16 protein-coding genes are annotated in these 22,628 nt (G+C 33.7%); 4 read left to right on the top strand and 12 right to left on the bottom strand.

The window, feature by feature from the left end:
* Positions 1-56: 56 nt before the first annotated feature.
* Positions 57-1,898, bottom strand: a complete 1,842-nt coding sequence (locus AC1Q8N_RS12675; protein ID WP_098079098.1) for a S8 family peptidase — start codon at positions 1,896-1,898, stop codon at positions 57-59.
* Positions 1,899-2,189: 291 nt separating this feature from the next.
* Between AC1Q8N_RS12675 and AC1Q8N_RS12670 the strand changes: the two genes are divergently transcribed.
* From AC1Q8N_RS12670 to AC1Q8N_RS12660, 3 genes are all read left to right on the top strand, one after another.
* Positions 2,190-2,987: a cell wall hydrolase gene (locus tag AC1Q8N_RS12670; RefSeq protein ID WP_098079095.1), complete on the top strand. Its 798-nt coding sequence runs from the start codon at positions 2,190-2,192 to the stop codon at positions 2,985-2,987.
* A 260-nt stretch (positions 2,988-3,247) separates the two neighbouring features.
* Complete coding sequence (locus AC1Q8N_RS12665; RefSeq protein ID WP_064469397.1) at positions 3,248-4,585, top strand: NAD(P)/FAD-dependent oxidoreductase; 1,338 nt, start codon at positions 3,248-3,250, stop codon at positions 4,583-4,585.
* Between the two features lie 465 nt (positions 4,586-5,050).
* Positions 5,051-6,970 carry an LTA synthase family protein gene (locus AC1Q8N_RS12660; protein ID WP_048545934.1) on the top strand — a complete coding sequence of 640 codons (1,920 nt, stop codon included), beginning with the start codon at positions 5,051-5,053 and terminating at the stop codon, positions 6,968-6,970.
* 98 nt (positions 6,971-7,068) lie between these two features.
* On the opposite strand, the gene AC1Q8N_RS12655 is transcribed toward AC1Q8N_RS12660, so the two are convergent.
* Positions 7,069-9,852 (bottom strand): dynamin family protein, encoded by a 2,784-nt coding sequence (locus AC1Q8N_RS12655; protein WP_493521190.1) that lies wholly within the window; start codon positions 9,850-9,852, stop codon positions 7,069-7,071.
* 482 nt (positions 9,853-10,334) lie between these two features.
* Between AC1Q8N_RS12655 and AC1Q8N_RS12650 the strand changes: the two genes are divergently transcribed.
* Positions 10,335-10,520 carry a hypothetical protein gene (locus AC1Q8N_RS12650; protein WP_000461129.1) on the top strand — a complete coding sequence of 62 codons (186 nt, stop codon included), beginning with the start codon at positions 10,335-10,337 and terminating at the stop codon, positions 10,518-10,520.
* A 468-nt stretch (positions 10,521-10,988) separates the two neighbouring features.
* Here AC1Q8N_RS12650 and AC1Q8N_RS12645 read toward each other — a convergent pair whose 3' ends face one another.
* From AC1Q8N_RS12645 to AC1Q8N_RS12600, 10 genes are all read right to left on the bottom strand, one after another.
* Positions 10,989-11,975, bottom strand: coding sequence for a choloylglycine hydrolase family protein (locus AC1Q8N_RS12645; RefSeq protein WP_493521189.1), 987 nt, complete (start codon positions 11,973-11,975; stop codon positions 10,989-10,991).
* 214 nt (positions 11,976-12,189) lie between these two features.
* Positions 12,190-13,551, bottom strand: a complete 1,362-nt coding sequence (locus tag AC1Q8N_RS12640; protein ID WP_048545939.1) for a sensor histidine kinase — start codon at positions 13,549-13,551, stop codon at positions 12,190-12,192.
* Positions 13,539-14,201 (bottom strand): response regulator transcription factor, encoded by a 663-nt coding sequence (locus tag AC1Q8N_RS12635; protein ID WP_048545941.1) that lies wholly within the window; start codon positions 14,199-14,201, stop codon positions 13,539-13,541. Before AC1Q8N_RS12635 ends, AC1Q8N_RS12640 begins: the two co-directional genes overlap by 13 nt.
* Before the next feature lie 41 nt (positions 14,202-14,242).
* A complete protein-coding gene (locus AC1Q8N_RS12630) occupies positions 14,243-15,001 on the bottom strand; it encodes a lantibiotic immunity ABC transporter MutG family permease subunit (protein WP_048545942.1) in 759 nt (252 codons plus the stop codon).
* Position 15,002: 1 nt separating this feature from the next.
* A complete protein-coding gene (locus tag AC1Q8N_RS12625) occupies positions 15,003-15,755 on the bottom strand; it encodes a lantibiotic immunity ABC transporter MutE/EpiE family permease subunit (RefSeq protein WP_048545944.1) in 753 nt (250 codons plus the stop codon).
* A 3-nt stretch (positions 15,756-15,758) separates the two neighbouring features.
* Positions 15,759-16,463 (bottom strand): lantibiotic protection ABC transporter ATP-binding protein, encoded by a 705-nt coding sequence (locus AC1Q8N_RS12620; RefSeq protein WP_048545945.1) that lies wholly within the window; start codon positions 16,461-16,463, stop codon positions 15,759-15,761.
* 258 nt (positions 16,464-16,721) lie between these two features.
* Entirely contained in the window at positions 16,722-18,665 is a 1,944-nt protein-coding gene (gene mutL / locus AC1Q8N_RS12615; RefSeq protein WP_493521188.1) for a DNA mismatch repair endonuclease MutL, read from the bottom strand.
* An 8-nt stretch (positions 18,666-18,673) separates the two neighbouring features.
* Positions 18,674-21,346, bottom strand: a complete 2,673-nt coding sequence (gene mutS / locus AC1Q8N_RS12610) for a DNA mismatch repair protein MutS (protein WP_048545947.1) — start codon at positions 21,344-21,346, stop codon at positions 18,674-18,676.
* Positions 21,347-21,527: 181 nt separating this feature from the next.
* Positions 21,528-22,070 carry an outer spore coat protein CotE gene (cotE, locus tag AC1Q8N_RS12605; RefSeq protein WP_001288802.1) on the bottom strand — a complete coding sequence of 181 codons (543 nt, stop codon included), beginning with the start codon at positions 22,068-22,070 and terminating at the stop codon, positions 21,528-21,530.
* 125 nt (positions 22,071-22,195) lie between these two features.
* Positions 22,196-22,627: a YlbF/YmcA family competence regulator gene (locus AC1Q8N_RS12600; protein WP_000649386.1), complete on the bottom strand. Its 432-nt coding sequence runs from the start codon at positions 22,625-22,627 to the stop codon at positions 22,196-22,198.
* Position 22,628 lies beyond the last annotated feature (1 nt).

Genomic DNA, 22,628 nt, shown 5'->3' with positions numbered 1-22,628 from the left:
TTCACATATACTGAATTAGAAAAATTTAAAGGAACTTCATCTGAAGTTCCTTTCGTTTATTTTATATTCAATATATATGAACCATCTTTATTCTCATACTTATAAACATATAAATAATATTTACCTGGCTTTGCATTATAAGTTCCCTTAACTACATTCCCTTCATTTTCACCATATGCTACATAGTTGTTTAAATCTGATTCATGATGAAGTACCCATGTCATTCCAATGTTTTGTTCATTTAGTAGAGAAATATTAATATTCTCTGGTGAGTCAATTTGGAAAGTAAATACATCTACCTTATCACGATTATGTAGTGTTCCTTTCATTGGTGTATGAAAGTTAACTTTATTTGCCTGTCTAGGTTCATTATTTGGTTCATTTTCTGTTACTTGTAACTCATTCCCACCGTTCGGCTCTCTTTGTTCATACCCTAAGTTTACTAGTATAGACTTCAAATCTGGTAAAACACCAATTTTATCTGCATATGGATTTTTAGATTTCGTTCCAGTGTTATGGTTACTTAATATCGTTCTTAATTCACTCGGTCTATACGGTTGTCCTGAATTTTTTTTAGCAATGCTTTGTACTAAAGTCGCTGCCCCAGCAATAATTGGCGAAGCACTAGATGTTCCACTAAAGCTTGTAGTATAAAGATTTACAGCACTTCTACTTTGCTCGGCTTTAGTTGTATCTACATTTTCTCCCCACCCGTACACATCAATCCGACTTCCATAATTTGAAAACCACATACGCTCATGAGGGAATGTTGAAGAGCCCGCTCCTACCATAATTGCACCTGAATCTTTAAAATCTTTACTATTACGATTTAAAACTTGTTTACCATTTCTATCTTTAAATTGATCTAAATCATTCCAGCCATTTGCTCCAGCCTCTATAATTACAACACCTTTATCTGTACCAGCACGAATTGCATCAAAGATATCTGGTTGTACTTCAACAGGTAAATATTTATCACCATATCCATCAAAGGAAGCTTGTGCCTCTAATAATAAAACATCCCCAGCTTCTAAATGATTTACAGCACTTAATATTGCATCAGCTGTATTATACTGTCCGTTATCTCTTATTTGAGAAATCACTTTCGCTTTCGCTTTTGGCGCAATCCCAATATTCCCCACTTCATTATCTTCGGAGGATACAATTCCTAGTACAGACGTCCCATGTCCAACATGCTGATCTATATTTCTTCCAGACATTAATTCAATATTTTGATGTACTAAATCCTCATGATTTAATAACCATCCATATTCCATATCAACAAAAGTTATACCATTTCCATTACCGCCTTGAACTCCCCAGGCGAAAGGCGCATTAATACCGTATGGTGCTGCTTCAAGGTAACCTTGTTTTTTATATCTAGGATTGTTATCAGGATTAAAAGATACACTTAATGGTTGTACTTCCGGTGGCGTTATTTTTTCTTGTTTTTTCATATACACATCTTCTATTAAAGAAGATGCCTTTAACTTATCTACTAGTTCTTCTTTCTGCCCACCATTTTGAGTTTGAAGAATATAGTAGTTTAATAAACTTGTAGATACATTATTGGGTGCTTTCACTTCAAGGTCTTGTATTTCTTCTGGACTTACAGATGTGAATAAACGAGTGAATGTTACATCTGGATATTCTACCAAAAGATCTTCTAGTACTTTATCACTTGCTTGAGCTTGTATCTGTTTTTCAATACCATCTTCATATGGTAATTTCAAATCCGCATTGAATTTTACAATGATTTGTTTATCTGTTTCTTGTTCTATCCCTAATTTACTCTGCTGTTCTATAGAATCCGCACCTACAATATTGACCGTGTCCCCTATTCCTAAAAATATTGAAATAATTACAGCTGAAACAGATATTCTTTTAAATATATTCATTACATCACTCCTCCAACTTAAAAAATCATTATATCAATCTATAATGATTTAACTTCTATAACATATAAAGTTACCTTTCTACTAAATAGATTATAGTAATCAGCAATATGAACTTCAATGTATTTTCATATGCAATATTTCATATTTGGACTCTACACTGCATAAATAAAAAACTTATGATGATTATTTATTTTATACGTGCTAATATACTTATATTAAAATATTATACATAGATATTCTGAACTACATTACTTAACAGTTTCACCTTAATTTTTTCTAGGAGGATTTACAATGAAATTATTAAAAATAAAACATATAATCCCTATATCTGCAGCTGCAATTACATTCGTATGTCATCAAAGTACAGCTGAAGCATCTACCATTCATACAGTAAAAAAGAATGATACACTTTGGGGCATTAGTAAACAATATGGAGTTTCAATACAATCCATTAAACAGGCTAACAATAAAGAAAACGATCAAACTTTCATTGGCGAACAGTTACATATTCCAGGTTCCGTCAACTCAAATGAAATCACTGTTCGCCAAAACGCTAAACCTGCGAACATTTCTGAGCAAATTATTTATCAAGTACAACCGGGAGATTCATTGGAAACGATAGCAAAGCGTTACAATGTTACCGTTCAATCTATAAAACAAATTAACAATATAGTCGGAAACAAGCTTTATACAGGACAACATATAAAAATAAACTCAAGCATTTCAGAAAAAGAAAAAGACTTAATGGCACGCTTAGTTACTGCTGAAGCAGGTGGCGAATCGTATAAAGGAAAAGTAGCAGTAGCGAAAGTTATACTAAACCGTGTAAACGCAAAAGGTTTTCCAAACACAATAACAGGCGTTATTTATGAACCTATTAAATACGGATATGCCTTTACTCCTGTTACAGATGGAAGAATTAATCAGCCTGCAAGCCCAGAAGCAAAAATGGCAGTAGAAGAAGCTATCTCCACAAATGGAATACATTCTGATTGGCTTTATTTTTACAACCCAAAAACATCAACAGACAAATGGATTACGACACGTCAAACAGTAGCAGTAATTGGTAACCACGTCTTCGCTAAATAACATATAAAAAACAGACCTTCTCACTTAAAAGGTCTGTTTTTTTATATGTAAGAATTTATTTATCATATGACATAGTGATCTTTGAAAACTATTTCTTCTTTTAAATAAAGACATTTGTATTTACCCCACCACTCGGAGAAATTAAAAAAGCATCCAGTTCAAAAACTCCCTCTTTATTAATAAAAGCTATTTCTTAACTTCATAAAATTGTTATACACTAGAAAAATAAAAACAAACTATTCGTTAGCAGGTGAAAAAATATGTATGATGTTACAATTATCGGTGCTGGAGTAAGTAGCATTTTTATGGCTTATTCACTAGCTAAAAGTAACAAAAAGGTTTTAATTCTTGATAAAGGTAAAGCGCTAGAAGATCGCCATTGTCCTTTAGACGAAGGAAAAGTGTGTACTTGTACTACATGTGATAAATATTTCGGGTTTGGTGGTTTAGGAAAATCTGAAGGGAAATTTAATTATACAAACGGATTTGGCGGAGAACTTGAGCAAAAAGTCGGTAAAGAAAGCTTTATTCAACTCATGGCTGAAGTAGATGAAATTCTATGTCAGTTCGGAGGAAGTTCTGTTTCAAAATACTCTACAGAAAATCCAAATCTCAATAAGAGAGCTGAAACGTGTGGTTTACAAATGCTAACAACAGAAGTAAGGCATCTTGGTACTACCCTTTCAAGTGACATTTTTCAGCAGCTCTATGAATTTTTACTTACAAAAATAAATATTCAATTTCATATAGATGTACAACATATTATGAAACAGAAAGATCATTTTACAATAGAGACAAATGAAGGAATAGTTGAATCTAAGCAACTAGTGTTTGCAACTGGGCGTTCCGGAGCGGATTGGTTAAAAGAAATGTGCACTTCTCTTAAAATTTCTCAGGAGCAAACTCGTGTAGATTTAGGGATTAGAGTAGAGATGAAAGAACACCAATTACGTTCTATATTAAAAGATACATTTGAGACAAAACTTTCTTATGAGCATGAACACTTCACCGCAACTACGTACTGTATGAATCCAAAAGGACGCATCATTAGAAAGTACGAAGAAGGTTTAGTTATGCCTGACGGTCAAAATTTTCGAGAGGAAGGAACTGGCACACCTAACTTAAATTTCACTTTATTTATCCCGCGCTATTTTTCAACTCTCAAAGAAGCAAATGTATACGCAAGTTCAATTATAAAAAACATTAACCAAGGACGAGATCGGATTGTTATACAGCGCTTAGAGGACTTACTAAATAAACAACCTACAATAAAGAACGACATGAAACATAACCGTATACAACCTACACTACAAGGAGATTATGGAGATTTGAATACAGAAATTCCCCCATTATATATTGAAGGACTAAAAGAGTTTTTATTACGCTTAGAACGATTTATCAAAGAACCGATCGATAAAGATACTTTGTTATATGGAATTGACGGAAAGTTCTATGCTCCTACGATAAAAATCAATAACCATTTTGAAACAAGTGTGCATGGACTATTTTTAGTTGGAGATTGTTCAGGCGTCACTCATTCATTATCTCAAGCTGCTGCAAGTGGGTTGTATGTTGGAAAATATTTATCTCATATTTAATTTCTTTCATTAAGATATCAATCAAATATTTTAACTTCCATAACGCTTTATTTATGTACCTTGTCCTTCCCCCGCTAATGATTATCCCGCCAAAAATCGGGATTTTACGAGATACATATTTAACATAACTATGTATGGTAAAACTATCGACATTCAATTCTAAAAAATTGAATGTCAACAGTTTTAAAAGCCTCTATTCATTTCCACTTTCATTTGTTCGGTATTTTGTAACATCATCATAGTGTTTAATATGTTAGGATGTCTATAAGTATTTTTTACTACAACTATGACTTTTTCTGTTCTGTTTCCCAAAATAGATTTGCGCTTTAAAATTCCTCATTGTACGTATATGAATACTTCATATTGTTACCTTTAGAAACCATTAAATGGTACATTACACTCTAATAGTTATGAAAATATAATATATAACACAAGTTAAATAAATTGTATAAAGAAGGTGTAAAAATGAAAAATAAAATCAATTTACAAATGCAAAATATAAGCTTTGTTTTAATAATTGCTTTAGCAGTATGGTTAAAAACATATCTTATTACAAGATTCAGTTTTGATTTAAAAATTGAGTCTTCAACGCAAGAGCTTATTTTGTTTATTAGCCCTCTCGCTGCATCATTAGCTTTTGTCGGATTAGCATTATTTGCAACCGGTGAAAAGCGAAATTATATAGCGCTATGTATTAATCTCTTATTAACAATCATACTTGTTGGGAATGTAATGTTCTATGATTTTTATAGTGATTTCGTTACGTTACCAGTACTTGGACAAACATCAAACTTTGGCCAATTAGGCGGCAGTATTATAGAAATATTGAACTATAAAATTATACTCGCTTTCGTAGACATTATTTTCTTCTTTATTTTGTTAAAGAAGAAGGCACTAGTCTTCCAAACAGGACGTGTAACTCATCCGGCACGCTTGCTATATTTTCTCTTAACGTTTGGTGTATTTTTTGCGAATCTACACCTTGCAGAAAAAGAACGACCTGAACTATTAACGAGATCATTCGACCGAGTCATGCTTGTTAAAAATTTGGGACTATACACTCATCAAGTATATGATTTAACACTACAAGTAAAAGCAGGATCACAAAAAGCACTTGCTGATAGTAGTAAATTACAAGAAACTGAAAACTACGTAAAGGCAAACCAAAGTGAGCCAAACCCTAACATGTTTGGTGCAGCAAAAGGAAAAAACGTAATTGTTGTCACTCTTGAATCCCTACAAACCTTTTTAATAGGCGCATCAGTTAACGGTCAAGAAGTTACACCATTCTTGAATGAATTCATAAATGAAAGCTATTACTTCGATAACTTTTTCCACCAAACTGGGCAAGGAAAAACATCCGATTCTGAATTTCTAATCGATACGTCATTGTATCCATTAAATCGAGGAGCTGTATTTTTCACACACGGTAACAATGATTATACTGCGACTCCAGAAATTTTACGTCAGCAAGGTTATTTCACTTCTGTATTCCATGCGAATAACGCAACATTTTGGAATCGTAATATTATGTACTCCGCTCTTGGTTATGATCGTTACTATAACGAACTTGATTACAAAATTACACCCGAAACAAATTTAAATTGGGGATTAAAAGATATCGAATACTTCGATCAATCAGTAGATATATTAAAAACTGTTGATCAACCATTTTACGCTCGTTTCCTTACGTTAACGAACCATTATCCATTTACGTATGATGAAGATACAAAATTCATTGAACCATATAACTCTGGTAATGGCGTATTTGATCGTTATATCGTAACAGCACGTTACTTAGACGAATCAATTAAAAAGTTTATTGAGCGTTTAAAAGCCGAAGGAATGTATGATGATTCTATTATTGTGTTGTATGGTGATCATTATGGTATTTCTGAAAAACATAATCGTGCAATGGCACAGTTTTTAGAAAAAGATCAAATAACAGAATTTGATACTTTAAATTTACAACGCACACCTTTATATATTCATGTACCTGGCCAAACAGAAGGTCAAACGATTTCAAAGCCTACGGGACAAATCGATATGAAACCTACTATTCTAAATTTATTAGGGATTGATACTACGAACGATATCCGTTTTGGTCATGATATGTTTTCAGATGAATATACCGGTTTTGTCGTTTTACGTGATGGTAGCTTTATTACAGACAAGTATGCATACACAAACAATACTTTCTATGACCGCATAACAGGTGAAATTGTAGATTTACCAAAAAAAGAAGCACAAGCACTCATTAACCGTGCACAAAATGAATTACGAATGTCCGACAAAATTATTGAAGGCGATTTATTACGTTTCTCAGAAAGTAATAAAATTAAAACTGGCAAAGTACAAACTAAAATTAAAGAGACTGAAAAATAATCTAAATACGAAAAGGGAGCAACTTATTACAGTTGCTCCCTTTCACTCTCTTATAACATATGATGCAATGTCATATAAAAACCTCGTATATTTTACTTTTATTCTACGCTTGTTTCTAAAGTTACATCTGTATAGGTATGATCATCACCTATATTTAAAATTACTTCACATTGACGTAATCTCAATTCAAAGAGCATGATAGAATCTTGATAAACTTCAGGTTGTGATTTCATCTTATGTAACATCTCTTGTTTTTCTTGTATTTCTAAATGAGTGTTTTCTACAGCTTGTTTCAAGGAGTTAAATGGATTTCTAAAGAATATGTTAATATCCCGCTCTTGCGTGTTTTCAAATAGCTCAAATTGCAAGAAAAATTTCTTCATAATAGAAGCCGTTACCTCGGTATAATCTTCATTTTCTACATACTGTTTGTATTTGTTATATAGCATACCTTTGTTTTTAGGAAGAACTCCAAATAATTTACCGGCACTTTTCAGTAAAAATTGCGCTGGCGTAAAGCGACGTAAAATACTTACTTCATCCATTTGTATTCTAGTCGTCATTCTGTCAGTATCTCTGCGCCAGTCATCAAGCACTTTAAAATCACATTCTAACTGTATTCGATTTTCTCCAAATAAAGAATTAAGCCCTTCACTAAGTTCTTCTAAGTACGATTGACTTTGAAGGAGCTCATTATTAGAAATCGCAATCCAATTTTGCATAGAAAGAGCAAAATTAGGTAATACAGTTTGCTCTAAATATTTATGTACTCTTTCATTCATCGCTTTATTTAGTTCCGTATCAATGTGCCCGAAATCGCTTTCTTCACTAATTAAATCCGAACAACTCTGTAATATCTTCGGAATATTTTCAGTAAGGTCATTCATAATTTCAGTTTTCATTGTACGATATGATTTTGTAATGAAATGAATTTTTTCCTTCTCAAAAGCAGTAAGATTATTAATACTACCATTTAGTTTCACTAGCATATCTTCGTTCCAATTAATCGCATCCACTAGATTATTTTCTTTCTCAACGCGTTTATCCAAAAGATATGTAATTGTTTTTCGAATGAAAAACAATAGCTTTTCCGTACGTTCTGCATCGATATTTTTATGATTACAGTTAAAATGAATAAACTCAGTTAAATCATTTAATTGTTGACTACTTGTATATAGCGAAGAGTAAGGGAAAATTCTCGCATGCGGGAAATATGTGTTTATTCTCGCTTGCGTATCATGTAATACTCTTTTCACTTCTGCATCACTGTATATGTTATCGATTTTATTTAATAAGAAATGGATTTGTAAATTTGGTGTATGTTCTTGAATGCTTAATAGAATATCACGTTCTTTGTCAGTAAAAGGTGAATCCGCATTTAATACGAATAGTAATTCGTCTACAGAATTTAAATATTCGAATATCTCATCCCTAGTATCGTTATTTCTATTAAAGCCAGGTGTAACTACAAATGTAAGTTTATTTTCACTTAAAAATCTGCATGGTAATTTAAATTCAACACACGCTCTATCTCTATATGTTTGATGGTGCTGAGACATCATATTATAGTAATCAGAGACATCTTCCGTTGTTGTAATTGTAGAGTCTGTTATGGCGTTAATTTCTGTATGCGCATCATTTTTTAAAACTACTACATTTGAAATTGATTTTTCTAATATATTTTCTCCTAATATAGAGTTAATAAATGTAGTTTTTCCGTTTCCTGAAGTTCCCGTTACTAAAATGCGATTTGTGCTTAAATCTGCGAGCTCGCCAACTAACCATCTAAATCGGTGACCCATTTCTATATTATGCTTTTGTGCCCACTCTGTAATAGATTCAAAAAGATTCAAACTATACTCTAAGCCGTTCACATGATTAATAGAATATAACAACAGGTTTTCAGCATGTTTTATATTTGCTGCATCTATTTTAGAAGGGAAAATCTCATCCCATGCCAACACAGCTGCAGATGGAAATACAGCATAAGATGGATTGACTACCTTTAACCAATTTGTTAACAAGTTTGGAATGATGTCGTGTAATTGTTTAAGCTTATATTGACCTTGAATTAATTCAAAGTACGTTCCTTCGTAAAGAGAAGAAATTTTGTCCCATATATCGGACGAATGTATTTCAATATGTAAGAAAAATTCATTTATTGTGTTAAGCCATGATAAGTAATTTTGTTCGTTTTTATAACTATTCCAAAGTGATGAAACCATTTGCGTAAATTGTACTTGATCTACATTATTTAACGTAACTAATACTTCATAAAAATAATCTGGTGAAATATGTTTAGTAAATCTTTTATCGATATATCCTTTTAAAACCTCAAACCACGGATAAGATTCTGTTCGAATTAACTCATTGACAGCAAGCTCTACTGCACTATCAAAATCTTGCTGCTCCTCATAAAAGGAACGTGCAATTTTTGTAACATTTGGATAATCCGGATTTAAAGAAACTGCTTCTTTAATAACAGCGAAAGCAGAGTCAAAATTATTTTGCTCTATGTAAAGAGAAAGTAATTGTAATCTAATCTCCGTCATCAATATTATATTATCAGTAGTAATGGAAGTATAAACATTTTCAGCAACTGGTAATTGATTAAGCTCGAAATAAGCATCGGCAATATTTTTTTGTGCCCATGGTGCTAATTCATTACTAACCTTCTCCCATTTAAAAATAGCTGCTTCAAAATCTTGATGGCGATAATAAAATTCACCTTGTGCAAAACGAATGTAAGATCCATCAGAAACCTCATTTCTTTCTTCGTTTACATAAGCTTCTCCAAGTACGTCAATAGGTGGTTTTGTTTCATTCTCCATTAGGAATGTTTCATAATACATCTTTTTTATTAATTGTTTTTCTACTCTCATCTTTTCCCCCACTATATCTTGAAAATACATTTTTAAGATATGTCAATACTTTTTGTATGTATGCTTTTTATCTTAACAAAGAATATCTTTTGGAAAATTTCATTTTCCTTTCATTTTTTAAGTTAGATTGAATTTTTATGAGAAAAGTTTCAGTTTTTTTTCATTTTCCTTTCAGTTGTGAAACAGCATTAAATGTTCCTAATAACCTAATAACACTATAATCTCCCGCATTATATTATCAGGAAAAATCTATATAAACCATATTATAAAAACAATTTATAACGAATATATATGCAATATTTCCTTCCCTAATAAATAAAAGAAGCATTATCATATATTTCTCACATTGTTTTCCTTTGAAATATTTCAGTAGTTACGTAATTTAATTCCATTAACCTATATAAATAACTAGTCCAAAAAAAATCTATATGCATATCATGTTATAGTAAAGAATTCAGGAAATCCTAAAAGGAGGCATTTTCATGTTTGAAGATAAATCTAAAATAAATTACCCATATGAATTTACTGAAACTACAACAATCCCGCTAAAAAACCCCATCAATAAAACTTTCAAAAACGGCTCTGGTACACATACTTTCCCAATTAAAAAACACTATAAAGAACAAGTGTTATATACGGAAAAAATTAATAATAATAAAAATAAATAAGCGTATAGTTCTTCATTTTGACGCTGCATAGTTACGTTTTAAGTAATTTATACTTTTTATACAGCTCATGTACTTTTAAAAAGTGCTGATATACAGCGCTTTTTTATACATAGATAATAGAAAAACAAAAAAGGTATGGATATTTCCCACACCTTTTTTGTTCTTTACTATTTATAAATGGAGTACGTCCATGTTCATTTTACCTAATAGCACTTTAATGGGCCTTCTAGAAGAAATAAGTTTCTTAGCGTTTTTAGAGATATTCAGGATAATACTATTCAAATACATTAGGCAATAAAGTCCACCATCACTGCACCTTAGCCAATGCTTCTACCAGCAAAGTTTTACTCGTTGGAGTCATTGAAGAAAGGAGTAGATCTATGGTGAATCACAAAGTTAAAGAAGTACCCAAGAATTATATAGGCATTATTGCTCTATTAAATTTACCAAACATTGTTTCAAAGCTACCTAGTTTTCATAAAATATTTTTTGTTTCCGTTGGAACGGATAGGCTTTAATCTCATTTGTATCTAAATTTTCATGAAATAAATGAATGACTATAATTTGTCTACAATCGTAGGTATGATAATAATATGTTCCGGACTCCATACACATTACGCTTGTATATATGGTATTATCTAATGCACCTTCTTCTGTTATTACTCCGCCTTTAGGAACCTCGCAATTTGATAAAATATGAAATAGGGCCGATACTCCCTCTTCTTCACTATCTATACCTTGAATGTTTTGTTTGCCATATGCTGCTCGCACAAACCTTGATGGCGGTGTGAAATCCCCTGGAAGTCCCATTGAGCCTGAGCCCTGACCAAAAGCACTTAATGGTAAGTTACTCCACTCAGTTGGCGCGAATGGCTGCGATTTAAGGCCTATATATTGTCTTAAATTTTGCAAATGCCAATTAAACTCCGGACTATTCGTCATCACTCCTAGTGGGTTATCATACATTTTTAATCCTTCATTTGTCGGCTCCAGTACAATACAATCTCCCCATTTATCCGCTAAAATCCAATGTAGTGGTGGCGTAAGTCCTAAATCCGGTAATGGTATATCCAAAAAGGTAAGGCTATCTACAGATTTCTTTAACTCTTTGACAGAATTGAATTGTGTCAGACTCCAAGTCACAAAATCAAATGGAGCCAAATTCGTTTTGTTGTCATCTATGCTTTGACTATAAGCAGCGAATCCTGGAAAATAGAGTGTTGCACATGTCATACCAGCTTCATTTACTCCGTCCGCCATAATGACCCTTCCGTGATGATTAATCCCCATTCCGACCGTAGCATGTTTCGTATTAATAATTTCACCAGTTATATTATTCCACTGGTAATGTCGAGGAATGATTATTACTTCTTGATTCATATCTAATGTGAAGTCCATCGTTCTTGCAAAAAGATGCTGACCGTTTTTTGTCTGTAATGTCAAACTAGTACACATAAAGAACACCCCGTTTTATGGTTTTATCTACACTTTACATAATTCTGATAAATCTGTAAATTGAAAACCTCTTTCCTTACAAAAAAATTGAGAAGGCACATATAAAGTACAAATAGGTTGAGGTTATCTCTAGTTTATAAATGAATTTTTAAAATGTAGTTGCAAAAGAATTATATTAAAAAGGAGCGACTTATTATAATCTGTACCCTCTCTACTACGCTGATATTTCCAAAACAACTTTTGCACCGTGCAGCTTTTCCGAATTACTTAAGTAAAGGTTTCCACCGTGTTGCTTTGCAAAGCTTTTAGCAATGTATAACCCCATTCCATGATGATCTTTGGAGTTTCTACTTTTATCTCCTCTATAAAACTGCTCTGTAGCTGAATGCATTTCCTCTTCTGTAAACCCTCTTCCTGAGTCCTCTACAATAAATTGCAGTTTTTCACTAATCATTTCCACTGAGAACATCAAGTCACCCTTTGTTGGAGAATATTCAATTGCATTCATCATTATATTCATAATTGCTCTTTTCAAAGCGGTCTCGTCAATAGGAATAAAATTTGGTATGTCCTGAACATTTTCAATTAGATTTAACCGTTTGCCTAAAACACAAATTGCACTTTCTTCTATAATATTACGAATAAAGTCGCGGAGATCTGTTTGCTTGAATTGAAGTGAAGCGCCTTCCTCACATTTCGTAATATCGAGCAAAGATTTCATATATATTTCCATCTCATCAATACTTTTCAAAATATGCTCATTACATTTCTTCTGATTTGAATCTAGCATTGATTCATTTAATAGCTCTGCATTCCCTCTCAATATCGTTAATGGCGTTTTAATGTCATGTGCCAAAGCAGCAATCTGCTCTCTTCTATTTGTTTCCATATTCCACTGTGTACGTAACGAATGATTTAATTCATCTTTCATTTTTACTAAAGAAGTTAATACTTCATTCACTTCTTTTATTTTAGATTGTTCCACTTGAAAATCTAAATCTTCCTTTTGAATTTTATCTGTTACATTTCTCAAAATCAGCATTTCCTTTGACAATGTTTTACCAAAAGAGCGAGATAGAAATATCACTTCGGCAACAAATAATAGAATAAAAAGAACAATTTCACAAACTTCCGGACTTGGTAAATACTTCTTCAAAAAAGGATTTTTAAAAGTAGCATGTAACGTATATAGAATGACACAAATATCTTTATCACGTTCTATAACTGCATAGTAGTACTTACTATCACCTTTTTCATCCTTATGTATGTTATTCCATATTTGTCCCGCATAATCTTTATTAATACTCCCTTGAATAACGTTTCCAGAAAAATCATACACAACATATTTATATTGCTTTAAAATTTGATCATCGTCCTGCTCCGCTTTAACTATAGCATCTCTTTGCGACTCAATCTGCTTTTCATAATAATTTGCTGGCAAGATTACCTCTGCGTTAACTCCAACTTGGAATAGAATCATAAAAAAAGTAACTAATGCAATCGTCCCTATTGAAAATGCAAAAATATACTGTATTAAAATCTTACTAAGATTGACTTGCTTTTTCACTTTCTCCATTTATAACCAATTCCCCATACTGTTTCTATTGGATTCATGTTATGCTTACATAATTTTTGACGGATATTTTTAATATGTTCCACAATTACTTGGTTATCACTTTCTCCCTCATAACCAAAAACATTTTCGTAAATCTTTTCTCTTGAAAATACTTGTCCATGATTCAAAGCTAAATATTCGCAAATTCCATACTCACTTTTCGTAAATGCGATAGATGTATCGTCATGCCATATTTCTTTACATGACAGATGAAATGTAAGACCTGACAGGAAAAATGCATTTTGCTTTTCTCTATGCTCACGCCTTACATGTGCGGATACCCTCGCACGCAGTTCTCCAATTCCAAAAGGTTTTGTAATATAGTCATCTCCACCGAGACTAAGCCCTGTGATCAGATCCTTCTCCATTGTTTTGGCTGTTAGAAATACAATTGGACTATCAACCAAATCCCGTATTTCCTTACAAAGTGTAAAACCATCTATTTCTGGCATCATGACATCTAATAGAATTAAATCATAATGACAAAATTTCTCCTTTGGTATAGTAAGAGGATTACTAATGGCAGTTACCTCATGGCCTTCTTTCTCTAAAGCACTTTTTATAATATAAAGGATGCCTTCTTCATCATCAATTGCTAATATTCTTGCCATATAGAATCCCTCCTCTCACTTCCATTATAATACAAATGCACTTACATTTCTTTACGGCCTTCATAAAAGGAAAACCATACAAGGGAAATAACAAATGCAATGATCGTGAAACAAACGCAAATCACTGCTCCAATTTTTTCCTCCACTTGTAAGACATAAATAGAAGCGGGACTCAATTTGTGCTCCAAAAAATAATTGCATAATCTCACACTCCACGCACATGGCGTGTATTTCCAAATCACATCTCCCATCCCTGTAAGCATTAAAGCTACCAGCAAGCTTTCTATAATTCCAATCCCAATGGAAGCACCTTTACTAAAGCGAAAATTTAAGAACAGATGCCATATATACATAAAGATTTGACAACCAAAAAGAATGAAGGAAATTTCAACATACAAAGCAAATGGAAAGTTATTTTCTCCCAACAGAGAATGAAACCCTGCCGCAAACCCAACGACTGCCAACATAGTTGAACAAAACCCACATATTAAAAGTAAACATACTTTACTAATAAATGCTTTACGCCTTCCGTATTCCGTTGATAAAAGTTCTTTAAAATTCCCTGCCACAGCCTCCTGTTCCACAACAGAAGAACACACAATGCTAATTAGCAACGGAAAAGATATCGATAATACTTGAATATATCCTGAAACCTTATTTATAGAATCAACTTTTGAAATGGAATAATAACTTAAAAAAAGAGCAATACCGATGATTGGCATCGCTATATGTATCCAGAAAAAAATCGTATGTTTCATTTTTATAAAATCAGCTCTTACTATCCTCGACAAAACCGCCATATTATTTTGCCTCCTGCTTTTCAAACCATTTTGCCGTCATATAAGTAAACAAAAAGAACAACACGACAGAAATTGCCACGCCTGGCAAAATTACATCGTAGGAAAGGAGTTCTGGTTTGAACGTTACACTTCCGGTTTCTGCATATAGACCATTTGGTAGTATTTTTAAAATAGGAATCATAAGTCTACTTGGATATGTGTATGGACTAATCATCCAAATATTTTTTGTTGCCAATACAACTCCAAAAATTCCATTTGCCCCTATATTCAACAGAAGCGTCGGAAATAGCCCTATTTTGTTACCTAAAAACAAGCAGAGTGGAATTTGCCACATAAAAGTAACGATTAAAAGAACGCTTCCTAATAGCGCATTTACTGTAGGAATGATTCGGAAGTTCTCCTTATTTAATAGTAAACTAGATAACTGGATTCCACAGAAAAAAAGTATGCATGAAAAGCTCAAAATCCCTAAAATTAGTAATACTTTAGAAATCCATACTCGTTTTAATGAAACTGGTAACGATAAGATAGAACGATTATTCATTTTCTTATCTTTCTCCGCAAGAAGTACACAACTTAAAGAAATCATTCCTGGAAGCATCGTAATGTACCACCAATTGTAACTAGATAATTGAAAATAATCCGCCGATAATAAAAAAGCAATTAGTATTGTGGCAAATGGAACTAGCCATATAAGTTTGCTCAAAAAAGTATGTTTAATTTTAATTTTTTCAGATGCAATATATAAATTCATTTCTTATGCCTCCCTTCTATACTTTCCAGCCACTTGTACAAATAAATCTTCCAGGTCATCATCCTTATTCAGTTTCCCCTGATACCCCAATACACCGCCTGAGATAATCCCAACATGATCTGCAATTTGACTTACTTCGCTTAAAATATGACTGGATAAAATGACAGTAATTCCTTTTGTGGGAAAGGAAAGGATTAATTTTCTTAATTCCTGAATCCCAAAAGGATCTAGTCCATTCATCGGTTCATCTAATATTAAAAACTTCGGATGATTCAGCAATGCAATCGCAATTCCCAATCGTTGCTTCATCCCCATAGAGAATTCCCTCGCTTTTTTCCTATCTGTATTCTCTAGCTCCACAACATGCAATACTTCATCAATCCTTGATTTAGGTAATCCTAAAACAGTCGTACGAACCAACAGATTTTCTCTTGCTGTTAAATTTTCATAAAGTGGCGGAGACTCAATTAAAGCACCAATAGAATGTAAATCTTGCCGCGTCCATTTATGACCATCAAAATAAACCTCACCAGAAGTAGGTATAAGCATACCTGTTATCATTTTTAAAGTTGTCGATTTCCCTGCCCCATTAGGACCTAACAATCCATAAATTGCATATTTCGGTACAGAAAGCGAAATATTTTGTACTACACTTTGCTTTCTAAATGTTTTGCAAAGATTCTTTGTTTCTAACATCATCTCATTCATCCTAAACTTCCTCCTCGTATATTGTAATTCTAGAGTAAATGACAATTATAAGGATTCTATAAGGAAAATGAAAAAACATAGAGAGATAGGAAATGTTTTTCAAATGCGATATGTATGAAACTATGTATTCATATAATTTTTCTATACTTGGCTAGGATTAAGAATTTTTTAAAAGCTCTTAAACTAAATGCAAACAAAAAGAAGCGATTTATTTCATCGCTTCTTTTTTATTAAATCATATCCAAAATAACAGTATCCCTACATAACCCTCTTAAACATCTTCTCCAACTCATAAGTAGAATGATGCACAAGAATCGGTCTTCCGTGCGGGCATGTGTATGGATTTGTTGTTGTACGTAATTCTTCCAGTAAAGCAAATATTTGATCGTTCGTTAAATATTGATTTGCTTTAATAGATGCTTTACAGCTCATCATGATGGCTGCTTCTTCACGTAACTTTTTAATATCAACTTTTTTTAGTTTAACAACCTGCTCCATCATTTCGTCGATAATTTCTGTTTCTTGTCCTTTCGGGAACCATGTTGGATGCGAGCGGACGATAAAGGATTGATGACCGAATTGTTCTAAAAATAGTCCGACTTTTTTTAGTTCTTCTAACTGCTCTTCGACACGTAAAAATTCAGTAAGAGATAGGTCAATACGGTATGGTACAAGTAGTTCTTGTACTTCTTGCGCTACCCTTCCTACCTTATCCCTGAAGTATTCATAATTAATACGTTCCTGCGCGGCATGTTGGTCAATCATATATAAGCCTTTATCATTTTGAGCGAAAATATATGTTCCGTGCATTTGTCCAATTGGATAAAGCGGTGGTAAGTCATTACCGTTCATTTCAATCTCTTCTATTTCCTGAACTTCTTCTTCCAATTCCTCTAATTCAAAGTCTTCATCATTGCTGTTCCACGATTTCTCTTCTCGAATCGGCTCTTCTATTATCGGTTTAGTAGATGGTTGCCAACTTTGTTCTTCCCTTACGAGCGACTGTGGTGGTTGCCATTCTTGTTTCGGCGGTTGCCACAGTTGTGCTGGCTGTTTCACAGCCAGTTGTTCTTCTCGTTTTTCATCCATGCCAGTCGGTAAAACGATTTCCGGCATAGATGGCTCTTTCGGCTTCGCATGCTCAAACTGGAACTGTTCTTGCACACTTTCATCTTTTTCTTTTTTCTTCGTTGTTACACCTGCATCTGGAATGAGCTGTATTTTTTTGAATGCCGATTGCAATGTTTCTTCGATAAGCTTTAGTAATTCTTGTTCTTTACTAAAACGAACTTCTAATTTCGCTGGATGTACGTTAACGTCAACAAGCATCGGATCCATTTCAATCGATAAGAAGCCTATTGGATATCGTCCGACTGGCAGTAATGTATGGTATCCTTGCTGAATGGCTTTCATTAATACGAAATTTCGAACGTAACGACCATTTACGATCGTTGACATATAATTTCGAGATGCTCTCGTTACTTCTGGTAATGTGACATAGCCTTTAATTGTAAAATCTAAAGATTCAGCTTCAATTGGAACAAGCTTCTTCGCAACTTGAATACTGTAAATTGATGCAAGTACTTGTCTTACATCACCATTTCCTGATGTGTGAAGCAATTTCTTTTCATTATGAAACAGCTTTAACGATACTTCTGGGTGTGACATTGCGATACGATACACGATATCTGTAATATTCCCAAGCTCTGTATGAATGGTCTTCATATATTTAAGACGCGCTGGTGTATTAAAGAATAAGTTTTGTACTGTAATATCTGTTCCTTTTCGGCTCGCTGTTTTCTCCTGCTTTATAATGTCTCCACCTTTAATCATAAGGTGTGTACCAGGCGCATCACCTGTGCTAGTAATTAATTCTAATTCACTAACTGAGGCAATACTCGGCAATGCCTCACCACGGAAACCGAGTGTTCTAATGCGAAACAGGTCGTTTTCATCTTTAATTTTGCTCGTCGCATGTCGTTCAAAAGCGACGATACAATCTTCTTCTGCAATGCCATCCCCATTATCAATGATGCGAATTTTCGATAAACCAGCTTCTTCTAAGTGGATTTCAATAGATGTACTATTCGCATCGATAGAATTTTCCACAAGTTCTTTTACGACTGAGGCAGGGCGCTCTACTACTTCCCCCGCCGCAATTAAGTTAGAGAGTTGATCATCGAGTTTGCGAATTTTCCCCATCTACTTACTCATCCTTTCTTTAACTTTTTCTGCAAGCGATACAGTTCGTTCATCGCCTCTAAAGGTGTCATATCAAGTAAATCAATTTTTTTAATTTGCGCAAGTACTGCCGTTTCTTTTGCATCTAGCACTGACTTGTCTTGTTTTTTCGAAGACTGTTCTCCACCAAAGAATGATAATTGCGATTCTTCCTCAGTCTCTACTTTCGTCTCTTGTATTTCTGCTGGTTCTTCTTTTACAACAGCTGGTTCTGGAGCCACTTCTTGTACTTTCACTTCTGTACGCTTTGGAATAATAATTTCTTCTTGTCCTTCTAGTTGCGCTAACACTTCTTTCGCACGAGCGATTAAGCTATCTGGAAGCTCCGCAAGTTGCGCAACGTGAATTCCGTAACTTTTATCAGCTGCTCCATCTTGGATTTTATGAAGGAATACTACTTTTCCGTTCTCTTCAATAGCTGAAACGTGTACATTCTTCAATTGTCCTAAACTTTCTTCTAGCACCGTCAATTCATGATAATGCGTAGAGAATAACGTTTTCGCACCAATTTGGTCATGAATATGTTCAATGATTGCTTGTGCAAGTGCCATACCATCATACGTAGATGTACCGCGTCCAATTTCATCGAATAAAATTAAACTTCTTTCTGATGCATTTGCAATTGCATTTTTCGCTTCTAACATTTCGACCATAAATGTACTTTGACCCGAAATTAAATCATCCGCTGCACCAATTCTCGTAAAGATTTGATCGAATACAGGTAATACCGCTTCTGTTGCTGGTACGAAACAACCAATCTGTGACATAACAGTTACAAGTGCTAATTGTCTCATATACGTACTTTTACCAGACATGTTCGGTCCTGTAATTAAAAAGACATCCATCTTCTCCGGCATAATACAATCATTCGGTACATACAATTTCCCGTTCAATACTTTTTCAACGACAGGATGACGACCATCTTTAATAAAGATTTCACGCTTAGTTGTTAAAACAGGTTTTACAAACTGTTCTTCTTCACTAACTGTCGCGAAACTTTGCAGTACGTCCAATTCACTAATTACTTTCGCTAAATGTTGTAATTTCGGAATAAATACTTTGACTTCTTCACGAAGCACTGTAAATAAATCGTATTCTAATTGTACAATTTTCTCTTCTGCTTCTAAGATTAATGTTTCTTTTTCTTTCAATTCATCTGTAATGAAACGTTCCGCATTAGCAAGCGTTTGTTTACGCTCATAGCGGCCTTCTGGAAGCGCTGCAAGATTCGCCTTCGTCACTTCAATGTAGTAGCCGAAAATACGGTTGTACCCGATTTTTAACGATTTAACTCCTGTAATATCACGCTCTCGTTTTTCAAGCTCAGCGATCCACGTTTTCCCGTTTTTACTAACGTAACGATATTGATCAAGCTTGTCATTATAACCGTCTTTAATAATATCTCCATCTTTAATAGAAAGCGGTGGGTTTTCTTGAATACTTCTTCCTAGTAATTCAGTTAAGCTCTCACATGGATCCGCACCTTGAATTAACCTTGCTGCATAAGCATTATCTAACAAACTAATCGCTTCTAAAATAGCCGGTACTTGAAGTAAAGATCGTCTTAACTGTAATAAGTCCCGTGCATTCACATTACCAAATGCAACTTTCCCTGCTAAACGTTCTAAATCATATACTTCTTTTAATTTTTCTTTTAAATCTTCACGTAAGAAGTAATCATTTACAAATGTTTCAACCATTTCTAAACGCTCTTCTACTTTTTCTTTTTGGATCAGCGGACGTTCCATCCACTGTTTTAACATACGACCACCCATAGCTGTTTTCGTTTTATCTAATAGCCATAATAATGATCCTGTTTTTTCTTTCGTTCGGAGTGTTTCTGTCAGCTCTAAATTTCGCTTTGAATGCACATCAATTTTCATAAATTGATTCGTATAATAAATTTCCACTGGTTGTAAATGGTCTAACGAACGTTTTTGCGTTCTTATTACATAGTTAAATAAACGTCCAACTGCTTTAATTAACTTTGCTTGCGAAACGTTTTTCACAAGATGTTCTAACCCTTCCGGAATCGTTGTTGCATCTTCATACGAAATCGTCATTTTTAATGTTGCAGTTAATTTATTTAATTCATCTTTTGAAAATGTAGAATCTACAACAATTTCTTTTGAACCAGTTGCATACACTTCTAATAAAATATCTTCTACTGAACCTGTTAACAACGTTACTGTATTTTGTCCAGTCGTTAAATCATTACAAGCTAAAGCATACGATCCATCTTCAAAATGTGTTAATGCTGCTAAGAAGTTATTTTCTTTCTCATCAATAGTACGCCCTTCCATCATCGTTCCTGGCGTAATTAGTTGTACTACTTCACGGCGTACTACACCTTTAGCTGTTTTTGGATCTTCCACTTGCTCACAAACAGCTACTTTATATCCTTTTTCAACAAGTTGTTCAATATAATTTTTAGCTGCATGATGTGGTACACCGCACATCGGTATACGATCACTACTACCACCATCTCGGCTCGTTAATGTAATTTCAAGTTCATGAGCTGCTTTAACCGCATCTTCAAAGAACATTTCATAAAAATCACCTAATCGGAAAAATAAAAAGGCATCTTGATAGTCTGCCTTAACCTTTAAATATTGCTGTATCATAGGGGTATATTGAGTCATACTTTTCCTCCATAATTCTTACATAGTAATCAATTTTCATATATGTCACACTTCACGGACATCCATATCTCCTATTTCAGGAGTCTTTCCTCATTATAGCACATTTCATAAGGAATCATGTTCATTCAAGCATCACTTATGTAAAGTAAAAAGCTAGGAAGAACTTCTCCCTAGCTTTCTATTACTCTTCTTCTGCATCGACGATAAAGTTCGGATCTAATTCTTCAAACTCATCATCATCGACTTGGAAATCCTCGTCTGATTCTACGCAACCTTCAGGATTTACACTTACACAAATTTTCGTTTCCCCAACTACTTCTGTTACAAATTCACGTTCTACAGTTACAACAATTTTATTACCATTTGGTGATACAAGAGCTTCTAAACAATTTGGTGGCTGAATGACACGAGCAATAATTTCTAAATCATCACCAGAAAAGTTTTTATCACGATACCCAATACTCACTTCATCAGTGTAGTTCACACGTTCTGTTACAACTTCTGTCTTTGTATTACCATCAAATGAATACCAAGTGTTCACATCATAGAAACCTTCAATTTCCACATGCTTTCCATTCTTTCTTGCTTCGTACGAGTGGTTAATTACCCAGCACCCTAAAATACTTGTTGGCTCATTATTCGATTCACATGTATGCGTTGACTTTGTATACTTACGTCCTTTTCCAACCACTGCTTTTGTAATAATCTCTCTAAATTCGGACATTCGTAACCCTCCTCAATCACTATTCACTTAATCATATGCGTGACAATAGCGGAATGTGTCATTCTTTTTTCGAGAAGAACTTACGTTTAACCCATTAAAAAAAGAGATGTCAATTCGACATCTCTTTAACAACCACAATTTCCTTTTTTACTTTCTACCGCTGCGCCCGTTTCACCCTTCAATACATCGCCATTAGTTGAAATTAATATTTCATCTGTTACGTTGTTAGAAATCGTACTTGCAACTAGCTGTAGTAAGTCATTTACATATGTTTGTGAAGATTTAAATTCTTGCACAACTGGAATACTATCCAACTTATCTTGCAATGCATCAATGTCAGCTTCTACTTTTTTCAAAGCTTCCCATTTCCCGTAATGCTGCAAGTTTACTGCTTGTTTTTGCAGTGCTTTAATTTCATCAATTGCGCGCTTTACATTTTCATTTTTATGAATTTGCGCCTCTGCTTTCTTAAAGAAATCAACTTCTTCTGTTTCAGAAATCATTTTTGCTAATTCTTTCGCTTGTTCAACAATTTCATCTTTCGAATATGCTTTCATC

It is taken from the genome of Bacillus sp. GW823-FHT06B01 (assembly GCF_058952315.1).
This window is presented reverse-complemented; position numbering and strand designations above follow the sequence as displayed.